Here is an 18,062-nt window from a genome sequence, read left to right on the forward strand (position 1 = left end):
ACAGATGCATATCAGCCGGTTGGAGCATAGCACCAACCGGCTGATATCGTTAAATAAAGATTCTGCGTCATCCTGTAGAATAACACATTGGCCAGCGTTATTTTCAATTATTTCCTGCTCTGAAGGGTAGTTTAATGTGTTTCGATGCGGCAACTTTCGGGAGGTCCCAGATAGCTTGGTTTCAAACCCCCAGCATCTATCAGAATTTTTTCCAGTACTACTCCGGGTTCTACCATCCAGATCTTTAGTGTGTGGTACCCGGGTTTGTTGATAAAATGAATCGAACTGCTATAGCGCGCATTTTTCATGACACAACTTTCCCAATCCCTGTTTCCGTTCCCTGCATTATATTTTTCAGGAACCAAGGTCTGAACCAACGGCGTTGCGTCATCAAAGGAAATTGCATAATGTAACCCCCTTCCCGGAAAGACGTTTAGTGATGGAGAAAATATACACGTAACTTTTACTGTATCAGAAGAAAATAAATAAGTACCGTAAGTAAGGCAGGGAGAGTTTTCCATCTTCACGGCAGGTGGAAGATCAGTTTCGGCCGTGGCCCGCATACCCGATAAGGTATGGCCATAATCTTCAATACGTTCCCATCGTCTTTCTTTGAAATCAGTTTTATATGCATAATGTTCGGCTTCTATGGAGATGTACTTGTCACCCTCAACAAAAAATGTTTTTGCACAGGAGGGTATTTCTGTATTACGTGCGTGAACTTGTATGGTTACTTTCTGGTATGGTCCGTTTATACAAACCGTTCCGGTGGAAATTCCTTCGGGTGCTTTGTTCCAGTCAATGCTCACCCATATCCTTTTGTCCTTTTCCACGATGGTTGCCGTATCGCTCAAGACAATCCACGGATCGGAGACATGGGCACTGAAAAAGAAAGATGTTTTTCCTCTGTTGAAAATATCGATGCTGTACCTCTGCCTGTTATAGGAATCAAACAGGGGAAGTACCGCTTCCGGTTCATGGTCGGGCCAGACCTTTTCTGTTCCCTCAATACTGATTCCCATGTTTGCCGTGTCAGAGGGTTTGGTATGAAGCAAGGTAATAGCCCGTAAACTGTTAAACGGAGGGTCCGCCCAACCAGTGTAACCCAAATGTGCCTGGTCCATGAAATGGTTCCATTTGCCTCCGGCAAAACTTCTGTTAAAATAACCCATTAGTGCAGTATCAGCCTCAAAAAGCCTGCAGGTTTCTGATGCCATATCGTTGGCGCTGGTTCTTCCCTGTCGTGCATAAAGATTGTTTTTTCCAGCATCAATATATAGTTCGTTAACAAGGGAGGATGCCTGTATGGGGAACATCACAAGTTCATAAAAAGCATCCCTTGCCTCCACAGGCAACTGGTGGTAAATTTTCTCTGCTTTTTCTTCAAGGATTTTGTATTCTTCGACTACCCGGTCTGCCTCATGATAATTCACCAGGCTGTATGTTATGGGCGACAGAAGCTCGGGTTTTCTTCTGCCGTTGTATTTGGTATACAGTGCGATAAGCTCAGCAATATCTTTATCGAACTGTTCGCCAAATTGTTTTCGGCACCACCACTCTGTATAGCTACGGAGATTTTCTCCGTTAAATTCTTCTGTATTCCATGCCATCCTGAGGAAGAATTCCGTGGGGAACTCGTATCCTTTAAAATGGCCGACGTTAACAATCCAAATACGATCGGCTCCATATTGTTTAGCCAGAGCCAACTGGTCCCAGATCCTGGGAATGGGATTGGTATTGATCCACTGATAACTGCGGGGGCCCCCATGATAGTCAAAATGGTAATATATTCCGGCTCCGCCACTTCTCTTACGTTCTTCGGCCGTAGGAAGTCGACGCAGGTTTCCCCAGTTGTCGTCGGACCAGAGGAGGGTAACATCATCAGGAACCCGAAGTCCCTGATCGTAATATTCCTGTACTTCCTTATACAAACACCATAGCTGGGGCACCTTGGTTATATCCTGCTGCATTTCTTCAAAGATGATTTGTCGTTGCCTGGAAATGATTTTTTCAAGGAACGGAATATTCACCGAAGGACCGCCGGGCATCATTTCCGTATCGTCTGCACCACGCAGTCCGATGGTAATTATACTTTCATAGTTTTTGTTCCGTCGAATGCCCTCCCTCCAGAATTCTTCAAGAACGTCGGGATGTTGTGCATAGTTCCACCGGCCAAGTGTCTTGAGATACCTTCGGTCCCACTCTTTTTGTGCTCTTAACATAGGTTCCTGGTGGGTGGTACCCATAACTATACCATATTCATCAGCCAATTTGGGATTTTCAGGATCGTCTTCGTTGAAAGCGTTATTCCACATGGCCGGCCAAAGATAATTGCCTTTAAGACGAAGCAACAGTTCAAAAATCCGACTGTAAAATGCGTGACCATAATTTGCCACACCAGGGGGTACAGGAGGATCATTTCTTGCTTCTGCTGTTCCAAATTTTTCCCTTACCCAGTTCGTGAGAGCCGGATATTCATCATTGAGAAAAATTCCGCGGTACTTTACCGAGGGCTCTCCTTCCTGGTATCTTATCGGTCTGATATAAAGAGAAGATTTATGTTGAACGGGAACATCAGCCCACCAGTACCAGGGTGAAACCCCTATCTGTTCCGAAAGTTCATAAATGCCATAAATGGTTCCGCGTTTGTCGCTTCCTGCTATGACCAATGCCTGTTTGACACCGGGAAAAGGATTTCGGATGGTTTGGATAACGAATGCTTCCCATTTTCCGCGTATATCGTGGACGTCAATTTTGTCTTCATCGGATAACTTTTTAATTATTGGGCTTTTGTCGATGGTTCCGGCAAGGATGATGAACTTTGAGGAGGGTAACCTGTCTTCGTACATGGAGGGAAGGATACTGGTAACTTTTCTGATGTCATCCTGCAGGTCTTTAAAGGCCCTAATGACACCTGGATAATCTTCCGAGCTGACCATCATTGCTGCCGTTCTCTTTTTTTCGGCTAGAGGGAACCAGCCTTTTGCATTTTTTTCGGAAACAAGATCTTCTTTAGGGTGGTAGGTTTTTGCATCTAAAAGCAATGTCTTGCCGGCTAACAGCAAAATGATTAGATAACGGATCATATTACAGCTGAGATTATTTTTCAAAATACCTTTTCGCATAGGAAAGAAAAACAGGCCAGCCAGGAGCCGGGGTGTGTCCCTGGTCATGCTGATAAAAAGCAATGTCGCCACTGGTAAGAGCAGTCATGACTGGAGGAAATTCCGAGGTTTCAAGACCTTTTTTCCCCATAAGTTCATATACAGGTCCGGCCGCTACGGCTGCCATGAACATACCCTTGGGATCCACCCAGCGTTCGCCCAGGGAGCCACATCCAATAAATACGGGACGTGGAGCGCATAGTGCTATCAATTCATGCGAGTCAACCGGCAAATCATTCCAGGTTAATGGACCTGCGTATCGAATGAAATTCCCTGCCAACCAATGGTATTCTCCTGGATTGGCAAGATTTTCAACAATTTCTCCTATATTGCGCCGGTGAAGCTTTGCGCCTCCTTCTCCCGAAGAGCTGCAATACACTATGGCAAATCTTTGGTCATAAGCCATCGCAACAAGAGCGGCTTTCCCGTAACGGGAATGACCGGCAATTCCAACCTTTTGGGCATCCACATCCGGGTCGGATCCGAAATAATCAAGTAAACGACTGGCTCCCCAGGCCCATGCACGTAATGCTCCCCAGTCATCAGGTTTTCGGAACTGGCTTTTATTGGTAAGTCCTATGATGCCCTGCGTAAGCCCTGCTCCATGATCTGCCTGAATGGAAACTGGATCCAGAACAGCATAACCCCACCCTTTGGCCAATATTTTTCCGGGCCAGTCTGGAATATATTGTCTCATTTTTTCGTTTTGCCTCATTATGTTAATCCTTTCAGGAGAAAGTATGAATCCGAATTCAAGCATTACCGGTACCGGTTTTTTTAAAGCTTTTGGGATATACAATTCGGCTTTTATCTGAACCTGAATAGCAGGGTATGCAGAGTTGTCAACCGTGCCCACTAAACTCTTTTTGATTGAAGGAATACCATTTAGTGTATCATGGATTGTACCAGTAATTGTCCAATGGACCGAAGGCACATTTTCAGGAATGCGCCCGTATATTTCCCTGTCAAAATCTTCCAGAATTTCTGGTCTCCTTTTTTGCTGCCACATTTCAGGAGTAACAACCCTTTCCCCGTTCTTCATAATCAACGGATCAGGAAGCAATGGATACGGATTCGCTTTGCTTTCATCGTAGTTGGCTGCGTTCGGAGCTGAGGGATTGTTTCCGTCAGCTCCTGGTCGTACATTGTTGATTTGCAATTCGTGCAGCATATACTGATAATCCATCTCAGTCAGCCGCCTCAGGCTATCCATCGTTTCTTTGTCAAATTGGGCAAATGAAATATGATAAATACCTGCAAAGAGAATGGAGATAAATATTCTTTTCATTTTTTTCAATTTTGAATTCATTATCAGTACTTTTTGCTTGTCCGGAAAGGAGAAGCAGGAAGTCTGTCTTTACTGGCCAGGTTGGCACCTTCTGGATTATCAGCCCAGGCATACCTTACGGCAACAGGATGTGGCACTTGATCATTCCATACAATGACCCTGTTATGCCGGATGACAGCCTGCGCCCAGATATAGTTGTGGTCAGAACCACATATGGCAAACTGCCTTAGCGGAAGGCCGTTTTTTGTTGTCAGCCCTCCATAAGTGTTCTTAAATTTTATAATTACGTATTTGTCTCTAATTCTGTATGTGGAAAATAATGGACCGGAACTGGTTAATTTTCCTTCTCCGTAAGCAACTGAGCCTGCCACCAGGGCCAGTCTTTTTCCCACATCTTTCTTGTTGAGGGGGTGTATGTCATTCCATTCTCCAATATCGATGGTAATGGCCATCCCTGTGCAGGGAAGTTCAAGTGCTTCTGCCTGGGCCTCCCTCAGTTCAGCCCATCGGCTTTCTCCGGGAGTTGTTTTTGGTTCCATAAAATTGGGAAGCTGGACAAACAGAAACGGAAAATCCCCCTGTCCCCACTTCTTTCTCCAGTCGGTAATCATGTTTTTGAACAGAAGGCTGTATTCCGATGGGTTATTCGCATTACTTTCTCCCTGGTACCAAACAACTCCTTTGATGGCATATCGGATGAAAGGAGCAATCATTCCGTTATACAAGCCGGTCGGCTTATAGTGAAAGAAGGTCTGATCGGGGAGGGGTGGCATTGCTATACCGATCATATAATGCCATTCTCCTTTCAGGTCAAAGGTGTCATTTTCTGCAATCAGCTGGTAGGGTTTGTCTTTAATAAAGCCTCCCCTGCCTCTGAAATTGATAACCCGGATAACGATTGTGTTTTCACCTGGTTTCAGAATATTTCCGGGTACATTGTACCGGCGGGGAGGATACTGGTAAGATGTGGTTCCTATGAAGACACCGTTAATATAGACCGAGTCGCAATCTACGATTCTGCCCAGGAGCAGAGATGCTGGTTTATGGACAAAGTTTTCGGGTAAAACAATAGTTTTCCGGAACCATACTACTCCGTTGATTTGTGCCGGTTCTTTCTCTTCCCAGAAAGAAGGAATCGTCATAACAGGCCATTGGGAATCATCAAATGAGGGATCATACCAGGGAGGGCTATGAAGCAAGCCCTTGTCGGATGCCTTGATGGTATTGTACCATTCCCGGGCCTGTTTCTTTTCCTTTTCCATGATGCGACTGATGTATTCAGGGTCTTTGCATTGATCTGCCTCTTCGAGGTACACGGGAAAATTCTTCAGAGCATCCCTGCTCATCCAGGCCTGTATGGGTGTGCCTCCTACACTTGCATTAATAATTCCAATAGGCACATGGTATTTCTCATACAGATTCTTCGCAAAGAAATAGGCCGTAGCGCTGAACCGGAGTATTGTGCCTGGGTTGACAGGAACCCATGTTCCGTTTGGGACATCTGTCTGTGGGCCTGAAAAGACAGCATTGGTATTTATGAGGAATTGCCTGATAAAATTATTTTCTGCGTGGGCAACTTCCTCAGGGTAAGCATAACGGACTCTTTCCATTGGCAGTACCATATTCGACTGGCCGGAACAAATCCATACGTCGCCCAGAAGGATATTTTTGATTTCCACTGTGTCCGAAGCCATAATCGTCATGGAGTAAGGCCCTCCGGCGCTGGCGGGCATAATGTCAACAGACCAATCTCCTACCGCATCTGCTTTCGTTGAGTAATCTTTTCCAAGAAATGCAACAGTAATTTTTTCCCCGGGATCGGCCCACCCCCATATTTTTATCTCACTATTCCTTTGAAGAACCATGCCATTGCTGACCAGTCGTGGAAGGCGGATTTTCCCCGTGACAGAGAGTGTTATCAAATTCAGAAATAGCAATATCCAGAACTTCTTCATATGAAATTTTTTTTTTTAAAGATAAAATAAAAATATTGCAACCGATTGCAAAATATTTTGAAAAAATTTTCCTTAATTTAAATTTTGTGTTTAATTTGCATTATAATCACAGACGATGACTACCGGTAAGGATGTAACCATATATGATATTGCTGAAGAACTTGGTATTTCTGCATCAACTGTTAGCAGGGCACTGAAAGATCATCCCCATGTAAAGCCGGAACTGAAGAAGAAGATTCTTGCAATTGCAAAACGGCTAGGATATCAGCAGAATAAATTTGCCAGTAATTTAAGGCAGCGGAGGACGCATACCATTGGGGTCGTCATTCCCCGGCTCGACAGCTACTTTATGTCCACCGTGATTTCAGGTATGGAAAAGGTTGCCAATCAGGCAGGTTATCAGCTCATTATCAGCCAATCGCAGGAATCTGCGCAAAAAGAAGTTGCCAATATCAACACCCTTTACAACAGCAGAATTGATGGATTACTGATTTCTTTATCCTATGAAACACAGTCGCTCGAACATCTGAGTATTCTTTTCAGAAAAGGTATTCCTGTGGTATTCTTTGACCGTGTTTGTGATCATCCTAAATGCAAAAGTGTGGTAATCAATAATTTCAAGGCGGGGTATGAGGCTACAGAACATCTGATAAATCAGGGCTGCAAACGAATTGTTCATTTGGGCGGGAGCATGTTACGGAATGTATATTCTGAACGTTACAAAGGGTATATACAGGCCCTGATGGACCATGGAATCAAACCCGATAAAAATCTGATTATTTACAGCGATCTGAGCCGACAGTCAGGAGAAGAAGTCGCCCGGCAGATGCTTGATTGGAAAAAACTTCCCGACGGAGTTTTTGCGGCCAATGACACCTCGGCTGTTTCATTGATTTGTGAACTAAAGAAGAACGGTGTAAAAATACCGGAGGAAGTTGCGGTAGTGGGTTTTAACAATGATCCTATTTCCAGTGTAGTTGAACCTCATCTTACGACGATCCATTATCCGGGACGTGAAATGGGCGAGATTGCAGCTGGTTCCCTCATTAACCTGCTCACTAACAGACAATCCGAAATTCTTAGCACCATTATTCTCAGCCATTCACTTATCATTCGGGAATCTTCTGCCAGATTGGGTAAATCTTCATCAAAATCTCAGTCTGAAGCAAGAAAAAAGGGAGCTTTGACCTCTGATTAGAAAAGGTTAAATCAGTTAACGCAAATCTTGAATTAAATGACCTTAGATCAATGGGAATTATTGCTTAAAGTAATTGCCGGGGAAAAACCTAAGGAAAAACTGATCGGATTTATTATTGACAGTCCCTGGATCCCTGGCTGGTACAAAGTATCCATACTGGATTACTACGTCAATCCTGAAGTCTGGTTTGAGGCCAATCGCAAAGTGGTACAGGATTTTTCCGAAGTATTATTTTTCCCTGGTTTCTGGTCAGAATTTGGTATGTGTACCGAACCATCAGCATTCGGAGCAAAGCTTATCTGGCCGGAAAATGATTTTCCATTCCCCGGAAAGATTCATGATGCGGAAAAGGGTTTTGGTTCACTTCTCAAACCGGATGTCAGGAAAGAAGGCTTGCTTCCTTTCGTCATCAAACGCCTGGTGCATAACCAGGAAAGAATCCGTGCTACAGGCCATGAGATTAAATTTGCCGTTTCACGGGGACCTCTCAATATTGCATCATTCCTCACAGGAACAACGGAATTCCTGATGGCAGTCACCATGACTCCTGAAGAAACGAGGAAAGGTCTCGATGTGATTACTGAATTCATCATCGACTGGATATCTTTTCAGATGGAAACCTTCCGGGAGATTGACGGAATCCTCATCCTGGACGATATCGTTGGATTTCTTGACGAGTATAATTTCAAGGAGTTTGCCTATCCTTATCTGAAAAAAATTTATGAAAGTTTCCCGGTAAAGGTAAAGTTTTTCCATAACGACGCTTATGGATTGATTTGTGCTCCCTATCTGCATGAAATGGGAATCAATCTGTTTAATTTCAGCCATGAACATGGATTGGACGAAATGAAAAAGCTGACACAAAATAAAGTTACCCTTCTGGGAAATATTCCGGGCCGGGATATTCTTGCTCATGGTTCGGCCGAAGAAATACGAAAACATGTAAGAGAAGCGGGTGCTTCAGTTGTTGATACAACAAGGATTATCTGGTCATGCGGTGGTGGGATGCCTCCTGATGTACCCACTGAAAACATTAGAGAATTTATTACAGCCGTCCGAGAACTGGGCTGACACCTGATCTGCCCGGCAAGAGTTTTTCCTGATTCTCTGCTTCTGGCAAAATCAAACTATCTTTGCCAACGGAGATACTGCTAAATTATTGCATGAATCTAAAAACTGAGAAGGAAGATACCTTGCGGCTTGAAATTACTTCGTATGCTTCCGAAGGAAAAGCCCTGGGACGATACGGAAATATTGTGGTGTTTGTAAAAGGAGCTGTTCCCGGTGATGTGGTTGATGTGAGCATTTTTCGCCGCAGAAAGAATTACTGGGAAGGTGTTATTGAAAAAGTCATTACTGAAAGCAGCTTTCGTACACAACCCTTTTGCCGCCATTTCGGAATATGCGGAGGTTGTACCTGGCAGAACCTGTCCTATGAAAAACAACTTCTTTTTAAAGAAACCCAGGTAAAGGAACAACTGGAACGGATCGGAAAAATAGATGATATACCCTTGCAACCCATCCTCAGGTCACCGGAAGCCCTTTTCTACCGAAACAAATTGGAATTTACCTTTCATCCTCTCCGGTGGCTTTATGACGACGAGATCGGGAAAGAGATTCCTTCATCCGGTTTACCCGCTCTGGGATTTCACGTTCCTGGAAAATTCGACAAAGTTCTGGACATCGAAGAATGTTTCCTTCAGCCGGAACCTTCAAATGCTATACGCAGAGCGGCAAAAGAGATTGCCCTGAAACTGAATATGGAGTTTTACGATCCGAAAAAACATGAGGGCTTACTGCGGACTCTTCTGATCCGGAACAATGCTTCAGGCGAATTTCTGGTGGCAGTGATGCTGAAACATGAGGATGAAGAACGCCGTACTGCCTTTCTCGATGAACTGTCCCAACGTTTTCCGCAGATTGTTTCCCTCTGGTATGTTATCAATCCCAAGCTCAACGATGCCTGGTCTGATCTGGATGTCATCCATTATAAAGGAAAGGAGTTTCTTACCGAACAGATGGAGGATCTTACATTCAGGATAGGTCCAAAATCTTTTTTTCAGACCAATACCCGTCAGGCACTGAACCTGTATCGCGTTGTCAGGGAATATGCAGGGCTTAAAGGATCAGAAACCGTTTATGATTTTTACACCGGTACCGGAACAATCGCTTTGTTTCTTTCGCGACAGGCCGGAAAGGTAGTTGGTCTGGAATATGTGAACGAAGCGGTGGAGGATGCAAAAATCAATGCGGCGGTTAACAACATTGAAAATACAGTGTTTTATGCCGGCGACATCAGAAGAATTTTTTCAGATGAATTTCTGCAAAAAGAGGGAAGGCCCGATGTGCTGATCATGGATCCACCGAGGAATGGTGTGCATGAGGATGTGCTCAGGGGAGTGCTGAAGGCCTCGCCGGAACGAATTGTTTATGTAAGCTGCAATCCCGCCACGCAGGCAAGAGATATTGCACTGCTGTCCTCATTGTACCGGCTTACGAAGGTTCAGCCGGTTGATATGTTTCCCCATACCATGCATGTTGAAAGTGTCGCTTTGCTGGAGAAAATAAATCAATGATATGAAATTTACCCGTGAAGACTATATACGGCGCATCATCGACAAGGAAGGCAAGATTCCTGATGATGAACCGGTTTTCCTTTTGCGTGCCCAGGATAAATACGCCCCTGCAACCTTACGTTATTATGCAAAATTACTGGAAGAGGACGGAAACAAGGAAATGGCCGAAGAGTTATACCGTCATGCCAGGGAAATGATTGTATGGCAGAAGTCGGTGAAAGTGAAGAAGCCCGATAAACCGCAGTAATTCTTCTTTCTGTCTGTTGCAGTTTTCGTAACTCATCGTTTGCGGGATGATCCCTGATTGGGGGGATCCAGCAGCCGCAATGGCATCCTTCGCTTTCGCTCCGGCTGCTTTTTTTATAGTCCTTCGTCCTCGTGCAAGCGAGCTTGCGTCGGACTCAGTCCTATAAAAAAATCCCGCTTTCAGCGGGAAATTGCGGCTGCGGAGAGAGAGGGATTCGAACCCTCGGTCCCGCGGAAGCGGGACAACGGTTTTCGAGACCGCCCCGTTCGGCCACTCCGGCATCTCTCCTGAGAGCTGCAAAGGTAAATTTTTTTCATGTTATCCCAAATGAATCGGATTATGGGAAATATCTTATTTTTACTGCTGACGAACTGAAAATTTTTCATCCTATCAACTAATATGATCAGCAAAAGTATTTTCCGGGTACCCTTTTTCCTCCTGATGCTCTTGCTTTGCTCCTGTTCCGGGCATAAACCTCCTACCACACCTGCCTTTGTTCAGTCATGGAAAGCATGGCAAAAGAACCGTATGGAACGCCTGAAAAGCGAAAACGGATGGCTGAACCTGGCTGGACTTTACTGGCTTCAGCAAGGGATCAATCCATTTGGAAGCGACAGTTCCTGTGCATTGGTTTTCCCGCCTTCGGCCCCTCCGGTAGCAGGAAAATTTATCAGAAAAGATTCACTGGTCACCCTGGAAGTCCATCCCGGTGTCGTCATTGAATCGGAAGGCAAACAGGTCCGGTCTGTTGTTCTTGAGTCTGATGCTACCGGACATCCGACTGCTCTCAGAATGGGATCTCTGGTATTTTACCTCATAAAAAGGGACACGCTTCTGGGCATAAGGTTGCGCGATTTGAACAGCCCTCTTTCTTCTTCACTCGATTCAATTCCCTGTTATCCTCCTGACAGCGCATGGAAAATAACAGCACAATTCCATCCTTTTGAAAAACCCCAAAAAATGTATGTGCATACGGTAATCGGAACGCTTGAAGAATATACTGTACCGGGTAAGCTGATATTTGAACTGGAGGGGCGAAAGCAGACCCTTCTCCCATTCAAGGAAGGGCAGGGGTTTTTTATCATTTTTGGCGATGGAACCAGTGCCGTAGAAACATACGGGGCGGGAAGGTTCCTTCAGGCCGACGAACCCGACTTAACCGGAAAGGTTGTTCTTGATTTCAACCGGGCATACAATCCTCCCTGTGCTTTTACACCCTATGCTACATGTCCCTTGCCCCCGAAAGAAAATCTGTTATCGGTAAAAATTACTGCAGGTGAAAAAGATCCTCATGTATATGCGCATTAGTATCAGCTTTCTGTTTGTGCTTCTGCTACTGGCCGGATGTTCCTCTTCCGGCCACAGGTATTATTTTAGTCCGGCAAACGGCGATGACCGGAATGACGGGTTGTCGGAGCAAAATCCTTTTCGCACGCTCAGCCGGGCGCGAACACTCTGTCTGAAGCCGGGGGATGCGATTCTTCTGGCCGCAGGGGAGGTATTTAATGATAGTCTGATCCTGGAAAACCTAAATGGCCGGCCGGGAAATGAAATCGCGATATCTTCCTATGGCGGGGGGAGAGCTATAATTATGGCAGATAAAGGTACTGCAATTAAAATCAAAGGTGGTTCACATGTGGTGGTGAAGAATATCCGGGTAGAGGGTGCCGGTCGACTGAAAGGCAATGCAGGCAGTGGTGTGGATCTTTATGAGGTTCATTATACCGCAGTCGACAGCCTGGAAGCAGAGGGTTTTGGCTGGTGCGGCGTCCGGGTTACCGGGGGGAGCCATATCTCCATAACCCATGTGTATGCTCACGATAACGGATTTGCCGGTATCAATGTCGAGTCAGGAGGAAGAGACTGTGCAGGATTGCCGTGTTCCGGAACAAAATCGGTGTACGATGTGTACATTGGATATTGTACCGCTGAAAATAATCCCGGATCACCCATGGTGCTGAACAATCACAGCGGAAACGGAATTCTTCTGGGAGGAGTTACCCGCGGGGTGATTGAATATTGCGAAGCCATGAACAACGGATGGGATATGCCCCGCGAAGGAAACGGCCCGGTGGGAATATGGACCTATATGAGCGACAGCATCGTAATTCAGTATTGCTACTCTCACCACAATAAGACCTCTCCCACTGGTGCCGACGGAGGCGGATTTGACCTCGACGGAGGGGTTACCAATTCCGTAGTCCGGTGGAACCTTTCGGCCTTCAATGAAGGAGGCGGCTATGGCCTTTTCCAGTATGCCGGTGCCACTGAATGGAACAACAATACGATTTACTGCAATATAAGTTACCTCGATGGAAAGAAAAACGGGAAAGCCGGAGTCTTTGTCTGGTGCGACCCCTATGCTGTTCCCATGGGGACTGCTTATATTTTCAACAATACCGTTATCAATGATGCCGGATATGGCTGTAATTTTCAGCCAGGAAGCTACCGCGGCATGCTGTTCTATAACAACATCTTCCTTGTGGGTAGCGGGGAAAAAAGGATGGCCGGAGGGGATTCGCTTACATCGACGTTTCGTCATAACCTCTACTGGTCGCAATGGCATCAGAGCCGCAATCTCCTCCAGCCTGATGCCTCATTTGACAGGGAAGCACTGATTGCTGATCCGTTGCTGAACCTTCCTCCGCAGGGCGATAGTCTGAAAATGGATGTCAGGTTTCTGAAAGAGATTGCCTGGTTCCGACCGGCACCCGGCTCTCCGGTATGCAATGCCGGCGTTAACCTTCCCGGTCCCTTTCCTGATTTCACAGGATCCGTGCCGGCTATTGGCACCAAGCCTTCCCTTGGGGCATTCCTTTGCAAAACAAAAGAATAATTGCTATGAAACCCATATGTTTTGCAAGCTCGAACACAGTGGTAATAAAATGACGAACATGTGGATTCCATCATACCATTGAAAATCAATTTTATTATGATGAAACGACTCAGAATCTGGCATGTAGGCAACTGGTGCTTTCACACCGGTCAAACCTACATTGAATCTCCTTTTTTTCATTCAACAAAAGGAGTTGAATTTCTGAACTATGCAAAAAATTTTGTTGAGGCATTGAAAAAGATTCCCGGCGCAGAGGTTATATCGGAACCGTCATGGAACCTGTATAATATGTCGCCCGAACAATTTGACGAACGACTGCGATGGGCTACCACCATTGTATTTGGTGATGTCGAAACCAAATGCCTGCATCTTCATCCCGATTTTTTCAACAGAAACAAATGGGATAAATATGTAACCTTTCCTGACCGCTTTGTTTTACTGAAAGACTGGGTGAATAACGGAGGGCATTTTCATATGCTGGGTGGCTGGAATTCATTCAGCGGCGAGATGGGCAAAGGCGGATGGGGCAGGAGCCTGTTTCACAATGTCTTGCCTGTTGTTTGCCTGCAGGGTGACGATCTGATCGAATCAACGGCCAGTTTCCCTGTCCGTGCGCCTCATCCCGGTCATCCGGTTATTGAAGGAATTCCCTTTGATGAAATCCCTCCCATTCTTGGTTTCAATGAAACTTCACTCAGGCCGGGAGCCGATTGCATTCTGGAAATTGGCTATGACGGAAAATGGTATCCTCTGCTGGCAGCTCAGCGATTCGGAAAGGGAAAAGCTTCTGCTTTTACCACCAGTGCTTCTCCCCACTGGGGCATTAACCTCCAGCGCTGGGAGAAATATGACAAGCTGTGGCTGCAACTTTTTACCAGATTATTTGAAGAGTAACAGTTGCCATTCTATAAAATTCTTTCAATACACTGACGCAATTTTATAAAAATACGTCAGTTTAATGAAGGAATTACATAAAAATCCTTCAATATATTGAAGGATTTTTATGTTTTTCTGTCATTACTGCTTCCTGTAAGGAAAGAATTCAAGCTCAAACTCAGCAGGAGCAGGAAGCACCCTGTACTGGTTGAGAACCGATACAGCAGTACATCCCACACCGCTGGTCGCATAATCAATGTTCAGCGTGAACCCGTCCTGGCGGACCAATTGGTAAGGATAGGCGGCACGTGTGAGGTTTTCGGTAGTGTATGGATACACATTGAAATTGAACAGGCTTTTCCCTTGTATTCTTATACCGTATCCGTCGGGACTTTCCAGGGTAAGCCAGCGTACGTCGCATCGCAGGCCATGATCCTGAGGAATAAGGTAGGGTTCTTCCATGTCTTCCGTTGTACAGGAATAAACTCCGGTTTTTGCACCGCTTTTTCTGTCGGGGTAGTTCTCAAAGGGTCCTCGACCGTACCAGCTTACTTTATAGAGACTTCCGGAAACTACCGACTGTATTCCCATCCTTTGAATCCACTGGGGCATGATACCCTGCGGAATGACCCTGTGCCTCAGTCTGATCAGCCCGTTGCCATAGATGGTCCAGGAAAAGGTGTTGTCGAAGGCGGTGGTAAAATCATTTCCTTCTGAATGGGAGACGACGGTTACGGTTACGGAACCGTCGGCATTGGTTTTCCAGGTAATTTTTTCAGGATATGACTGCAGGTGATCCAGACCAAGGGATCTCCATGCATTGGCGGCATCGATTCCCATGCCGGGTTTGGTATCCGTAAGATGTGCTTTCCAGATGGTCCAGGCATCTTTCTCATTGGCCAGGGGAGCACGCCATACGTTCAGCCCGAAACCGTTTCGCAGATATTCTTTTCCGTCGTATAATATCGATTCAAGAATTCCTGTCTGCCGGTTGAAAGCACAGGAAAAATTACTTCCGAGCACCTGTATCCTGCCTGAATCAACCTCAACTTTCACTTTTCCGTTCAGCACGGCCGGAGTTTCCTGCGGAACATGCCAGGGTAGTTCGGCTTCATCCCATGCAACTTCATGGCCGGCTTTTGCCCAGATCTGGTCTTTTTTCAGGAGAAAACGGATGCGAACCCTGTATTCACAGCCGGGTTTCAGTTCAGGTTTGGCCAGCGGAAGGGAGAAGGTATCCCTTTTCTGTGGCGGTACATTCAAAGGAAGCATGCCTCCGGCAAGCATAGCACCATCTTCCCATAATTCCCAGCGGGTTTCAAGTTCGCTCAGCGGGGTGAAAAGGTACCGGTTCCATACTTCAAAGCGGAGAGCATCCTGATCAACCAGTTTTACGGAAACCGGCTGGGCACTTTTCTTCACCTGCCAGAGCTCAGGCTGTGGTGTTCGGTCGGGCCACACCAGTCCGTATGTTCGGCCTCCTATGCCGGTGCTGAAAAAATCACCGGCCTGAATTTCCTTTTCAAAGTCAAGCCACAGCAAAGCGTCCTTTTTCAGGTTGCTCACCGAGGAGAGTTCCTTTTCGCTCAGCGCCCGGTTGAAGATGCCGGCTTCATCAAAGGTGGCGTTGTTTGTTGACCCGGGGTATTCCTGCCCGTCAATTTCGGCATCCCGGCCCAGATTCACCGGGAAAGGTTTATTGGCAACAGGGCCTGAACAGGCTTTTCTGCCGGCCAGGAACCCGTCGACGTAAAGAAGCATTTCCGAACCGGTATAAACGCCGGCAATCTGATGCCATTTCTCTTCCCATGGACGGGGAACCGGCACCTTCAATACATGTTTTCCGGAGGTAGTAAGGTAAAAGGCCAGAGAGTCGGGTTCAGACTGAATGATGCCATATTGCCAGGAGCCTTTGGTGAGGAAATGCCCGTCACCGTTCCATTTTCCCGGTTTAACCCGGAGCGTTAAAGTAAGTTCATTTCCTGATATATCGAGAATCGGGTGCCGGTACACATCAATCCACTGGTCATGGCCGTTGAGCTGCACTGCCTGGCCGGAGAGACCAGAAACCAGCTGTGCTCTTCCTTTGATGGCGCACTGGATCTTGTTGGGAGAGGCATCTTCTATCAGGCGCACCTTTTCTCTGATGCCCGGACTCATCCAGTCCCAGATAGCTCCTCCGGCACAGCGGGGATAATTCCAGATTATGTCCCAGTATTCATCCAGGCCGCCAGCTCCGTTTCCTGTGGCCGCCACATATTCATCCATAAACGATGGCCTTGGATCCTGGCTTTCCGGAACCATGGCAATGCGTGTCTTTATCTCATAGGGTGTCGGATACCTCGGCCCAATAATATCTTCGCAGGGTACTTCATTTTTCCAGCGCACATCATCGGTATTTCCTCCGTACATCCACAGGCGGGTCGGATCAAGCCGTTTTCCTTCGGCTATGACGGCACAGATGTTTTCTCCCTCACCGCTTTCATTACCTGCACTCCAGAAAATGACACAGGGATGATTTCTGTCGCGCAGAACCATTTTGTTGGCCCGCTCTACGTATGCTGCGCGCCATTCGGGTCTTCCTGACAAAAATTCGGTTGCATGTGCTTCATCTCCGGTTTCGTCCACAATATATATTCCAAACACGTCAGCCAGTTCCAGGTAGTCCATTACCGGAGGATAATGGGAGGTGCGTACGCAATTGATATTGAACTGTTTCATCAGGGTAAAATCCCTGATAATGGTTTCCCGGTCCATCGCATGCCCAAGGTCGGGATGCTGCATATGGCTGTTCACCCCGTTCAGTTTCAATGGTTTTCCGTTCAGGAGCAATACCTGGTGGTTCACTTCAATTTTTCTGAACCCCGTTTTTACCGAAACAGATTCGCATGTCTTTCCTTTCCTGTCAATCAGTTCAAAGGCTGTGATGTAGAGGTTGGGGTACTCGGCCGACCATTTAACCGGATTATCAACCGGGGTCTGAAATGGGACAATGGCGGTTTTTCCTCTGGTTACGACAGGAAACTGATACAAAAGAGGTTGGATGACTTCCTGGTAATTCTGGTCGAAAAGCCTTACCCTCAGCTGATATCCTTCAGCATCCGCTATTCCATAGTTGGCCACTTCTGCTTCTCCCCGGAGAATCCCGTTCCGGTAATCCGGGTCAAGATCGCCCATAACAAAGCAGTCGCGCAGGAAGATATTTTCTCTTGCCACCAGGCGTACATCTCTGAAAATTCCTGCCAGCCGCCAGAAATCCTGATCTTCCAGATAAGTGCCGTCAGAATATTTTGTCACCCTAATTGAGATCAGGTTTTTTCCGGGTTTCAGAAAGGGAGTAATGTTGTATTCGGCCGGTTCGTTGGCACCTTTGTTAAATCCTGCCTGTTTTCCATTGATCCATATAAATGAGGCCGAAGTAGCAGCTTCAATCCGCAGGAAAACCTGCTTTCCTTTCCATCCGGCTGGCAGAATAAATGTTTTCCGGTAGGAACCGGTCGGGTTATCAGCATGGGGTATTTTGGGGGGATCAGACCGGAATGGTTGGGCTACATTCCGGAACTGGGGATCGCCAAAACCCTGCATTTCCCAGTTTCCGGGAACAGCTATTTCAGGCCAGTTCGTGTCATTGAACGTTTCTTTATAGAAATCTGCCGGTGCCTTTTCGGGTGATTCAGCCAGGTTGAATTTCCAACGTCCGTTGAGTGAAAGAAAAAATTCTGATTGGCCGGCTGATTTCCTTATCGCCTCGTCAACGGTTCTGAACGGCACAAGAAAGGCATGGCCAGGTTCCTGGTTTACTTCCAGAATCGCCGGATTTTCAATAAAGTGATAAACATCGTTAACAAAGTCTTTTTCCTGGCTGAAAGAAAAAAGTGGGGCTGCAGCAAGCAGCAGTGAAAGAAACTTCCCGCTCATAGGT

The 18,062-nt window shown here is 46.3% G+C and carries 11 protein-coding genes and 1 tRNA gene; 7 read left to right on the top strand and 5 right to left on the bottom strand.

The annotated features are described in order from the left end of the window. Positions 1–131: 131 nt before the first annotated feature. The 3 genes from GX419_10270 to GX419_10280 are packed head-to-tail and all read right to left on the bottom strand — an operon-like array spanning position 132 to position 6,407. Complete coding sequence (locus GX419_10270; GenBank protein NLI25078.1) at positions 132–3,086, bottom strand: glycosyl hydrolase; 2,955 nt, start codon at positions 3,084–3,086, stop codon at positions 132–134. A gap of 13 nt (positions 3,087–3,099) precedes the next feature. After that, positions 3,100–4,461, bottom strand: coding sequence for an acetylxylan esterase (locus GX419_10275; GenBank protein ID NLI25079.1), 1,362 nt, complete (start codon positions 4,459–4,461; stop codon positions 3,100–3,102). Between the two features lie 14 nt (positions 4,462–4,475). Next, positions 4,476–6,407 carry a sialate O-acetylesterase gene (locus GX419_10280; protein ID NLI25080.1) on the bottom strand — a complete coding sequence of 644 codons (1,932 nt, stop codon included), beginning with the start codon at positions 6,405–6,407 and terminating at the stop codon, positions 4,476–4,478. A gap of 115 nt (positions 6,408–6,522) precedes the next feature. Here GX419_10280 and GX419_10285 point away from each other — a divergent pair, with 115 nt between their 5' ends. From GX419_10285 to GX419_10300, 4 genes are all read left to right on the top strand, one after another. Next, positions 6,523–7,605 (top strand): LacI family transcriptional regulator, encoded by a 1,083-nt coding sequence (locus tag GX419_10285; GenBank protein ID NLI25081.1) that lies wholly within the window; start codon positions 6,523–6,525, stop codon positions 7,603–7,605. Positions 7,606–7,641: 36 nt separating this feature from the next. Continuing rightward, positions 7,642–8,676, top strand: a complete 1,035-nt coding sequence (locus GX419_10290; protein ID NLI25082.1) for a uroporphyrinogen decarboxylase — start codon at positions 7,642–7,644, stop codon at positions 8,674–8,676. 92 nt (positions 8,677–8,768) lie between these two features. Next, complete coding sequence (gene rlmD / locus GX419_10295; protein ID NLI25083.1) at positions 8,769–10,181, top strand: 23S rRNA (uracil(1939)-C(5))-methyltransferase RlmD; 1,413 nt, start codon at positions 8,769–8,771, stop codon at positions 10,179–10,181. A gap of 1 nt (position 10,182) precedes the next feature. Then, positions 10,183–10,428: a hypothetical protein gene (locus GX419_10300; protein NLI25084.1), complete on the top strand. Its 246-nt coding sequence runs from the start codon at positions 10,183–10,185 to the stop codon at positions 10,426–10,428. Between the two features lie 199 nt (positions 10,429–10,627). On the opposite strand, the gene GX419_10305 is transcribed toward GX419_10300, so the two are convergent. Then, positions 10,628–10,716 (bottom strand) — tRNA-Ser (locus tag GX419_10305). Positions 10,717–10,827: 111 nt separating this feature from the next. Here GX419_10305 and GX419_10310 point away from each other — a divergent pair. The 3 genes from GX419_10310 to GX419_10320 all read left to right on the top strand — a co-directional run bounded on the left by GX419_10310 (position 10,828) and on the right by GX419_10320 (position 14,158). Next, a complete protein-coding gene (locus GX419_10310; GenBank protein ID NLI25085.1) occupies positions 10,828–11,736 on the top strand; it encodes a DUF1684 domain-containing protein in 909 nt (302 codons plus the stop codon). After that, on the top strand, positions 11,705–13,264 hold the full coding sequence (locus GX419_10315) for a right-handed parallel beta-helix repeat-containing protein (protein ID NLI25086.1): 1,560 nt from the start codon (positions 11,705–11,707) through the stop codon (positions 13,262–13,264). Before GX419_10310 ends, GX419_10315 begins: the two co-directional genes overlap by 32 nt. Positions 13,265–13,360: 96 nt before the next feature. Continuing rightward, complete coding sequence (locus tag GX419_10320; GenBank protein NLI25087.1) at positions 13,361–14,158, top strand: hypothetical protein; 798 nt, start codon at positions 13,361–13,363, stop codon at positions 14,156–14,158. A 123-nt stretch (positions 14,159–14,281) separates the two neighbouring features. On the opposite strand, the gene GX419_10325 is transcribed toward GX419_10320, so the two are convergent. After that, complete coding sequence (locus GX419_10325) at positions 14,282–18,058, bottom strand: DUF4981 domain-containing protein (protein ID NLI25088.1); 3,777 nt, start codon at positions 18,056–18,058, stop codon at positions 14,282–14,284. Positions 18,059–18,062: the final 4 nt, after the last annotated feature.

This window comes from Bacteroidales bacterium, from assembly GCA_012517825.1.
Classification (GTDB): domain Bacteria; phylum Bacteroidota; class Bacteroidia; order Bacteroidales; family JAAYUG01; genus JAAYUG01.

What these genes read in the sequence shown, in the direction of transcription:
- GX419_10280 (NLI25080.1), bottom strand. Translation starts at nt 6,407, where the DNA reads ATGAAGAAGTTCTGGATATTGCTATTTCTGAATTTGATAACACTCTCT.
- GX419_10285 (NLI25081.1), top strand. Translation starts at nt 6,523, where the DNA reads ATGACTACCGGTAAGGATGTAACCATATATGATATTGCTGAAGAACTT.
- GX419_10325 (NLI25088.1), bottom strand. Translation starts at nt 18,058, where the DNA reads ATGAGCGGGAAGTTTCTTTCACTGCTGCTTGCTGCAGCCCCACTTTTT.
- GX419_10290 (NLI25082.1), top strand. Translation starts at nt 7,642, where the DNA reads ATGACCTTAGATCAATGGGAATTATTGCTTAAAGTAATTGCCGGGGAA.
- GX419_10300 (NLI25084.1), top strand. Translation starts at nt 10,183, where the DNA reads ATGAAATTTACCCGTGAAGACTATATACGGCGCATCATCGACAAGGAA.
- GX419_10270 (NLI25078.1), bottom strand. Translation starts at nt 3,086, where the DNA reads ATGATCCGTTATCTAATCATTTTGCTGTTAGCCGGCAAGACATTGCTT.
- rlmD (NLI25083.1), top strand. Translation starts at nt 8,769, where the DNA reads ATGAATCTAAAAACTGAGAAGGAAGATACCTTGCGGCTTGAAATTACT.
- GX419_10320 (NLI25087.1), top strand. Translation starts at nt 13,361, where the DNA reads ATGATGAAACGACTCAGAATCTGGCATGTAGGCAACTGGTGCTTTCAC.
- GX419_10310 (NLI25085.1), top strand. Translation starts at nt 10,828, where the DNA reads ATGATCAGCAAAAGTATTTTCCGGGTACCCTTTTTCCTCCTGATGCTC.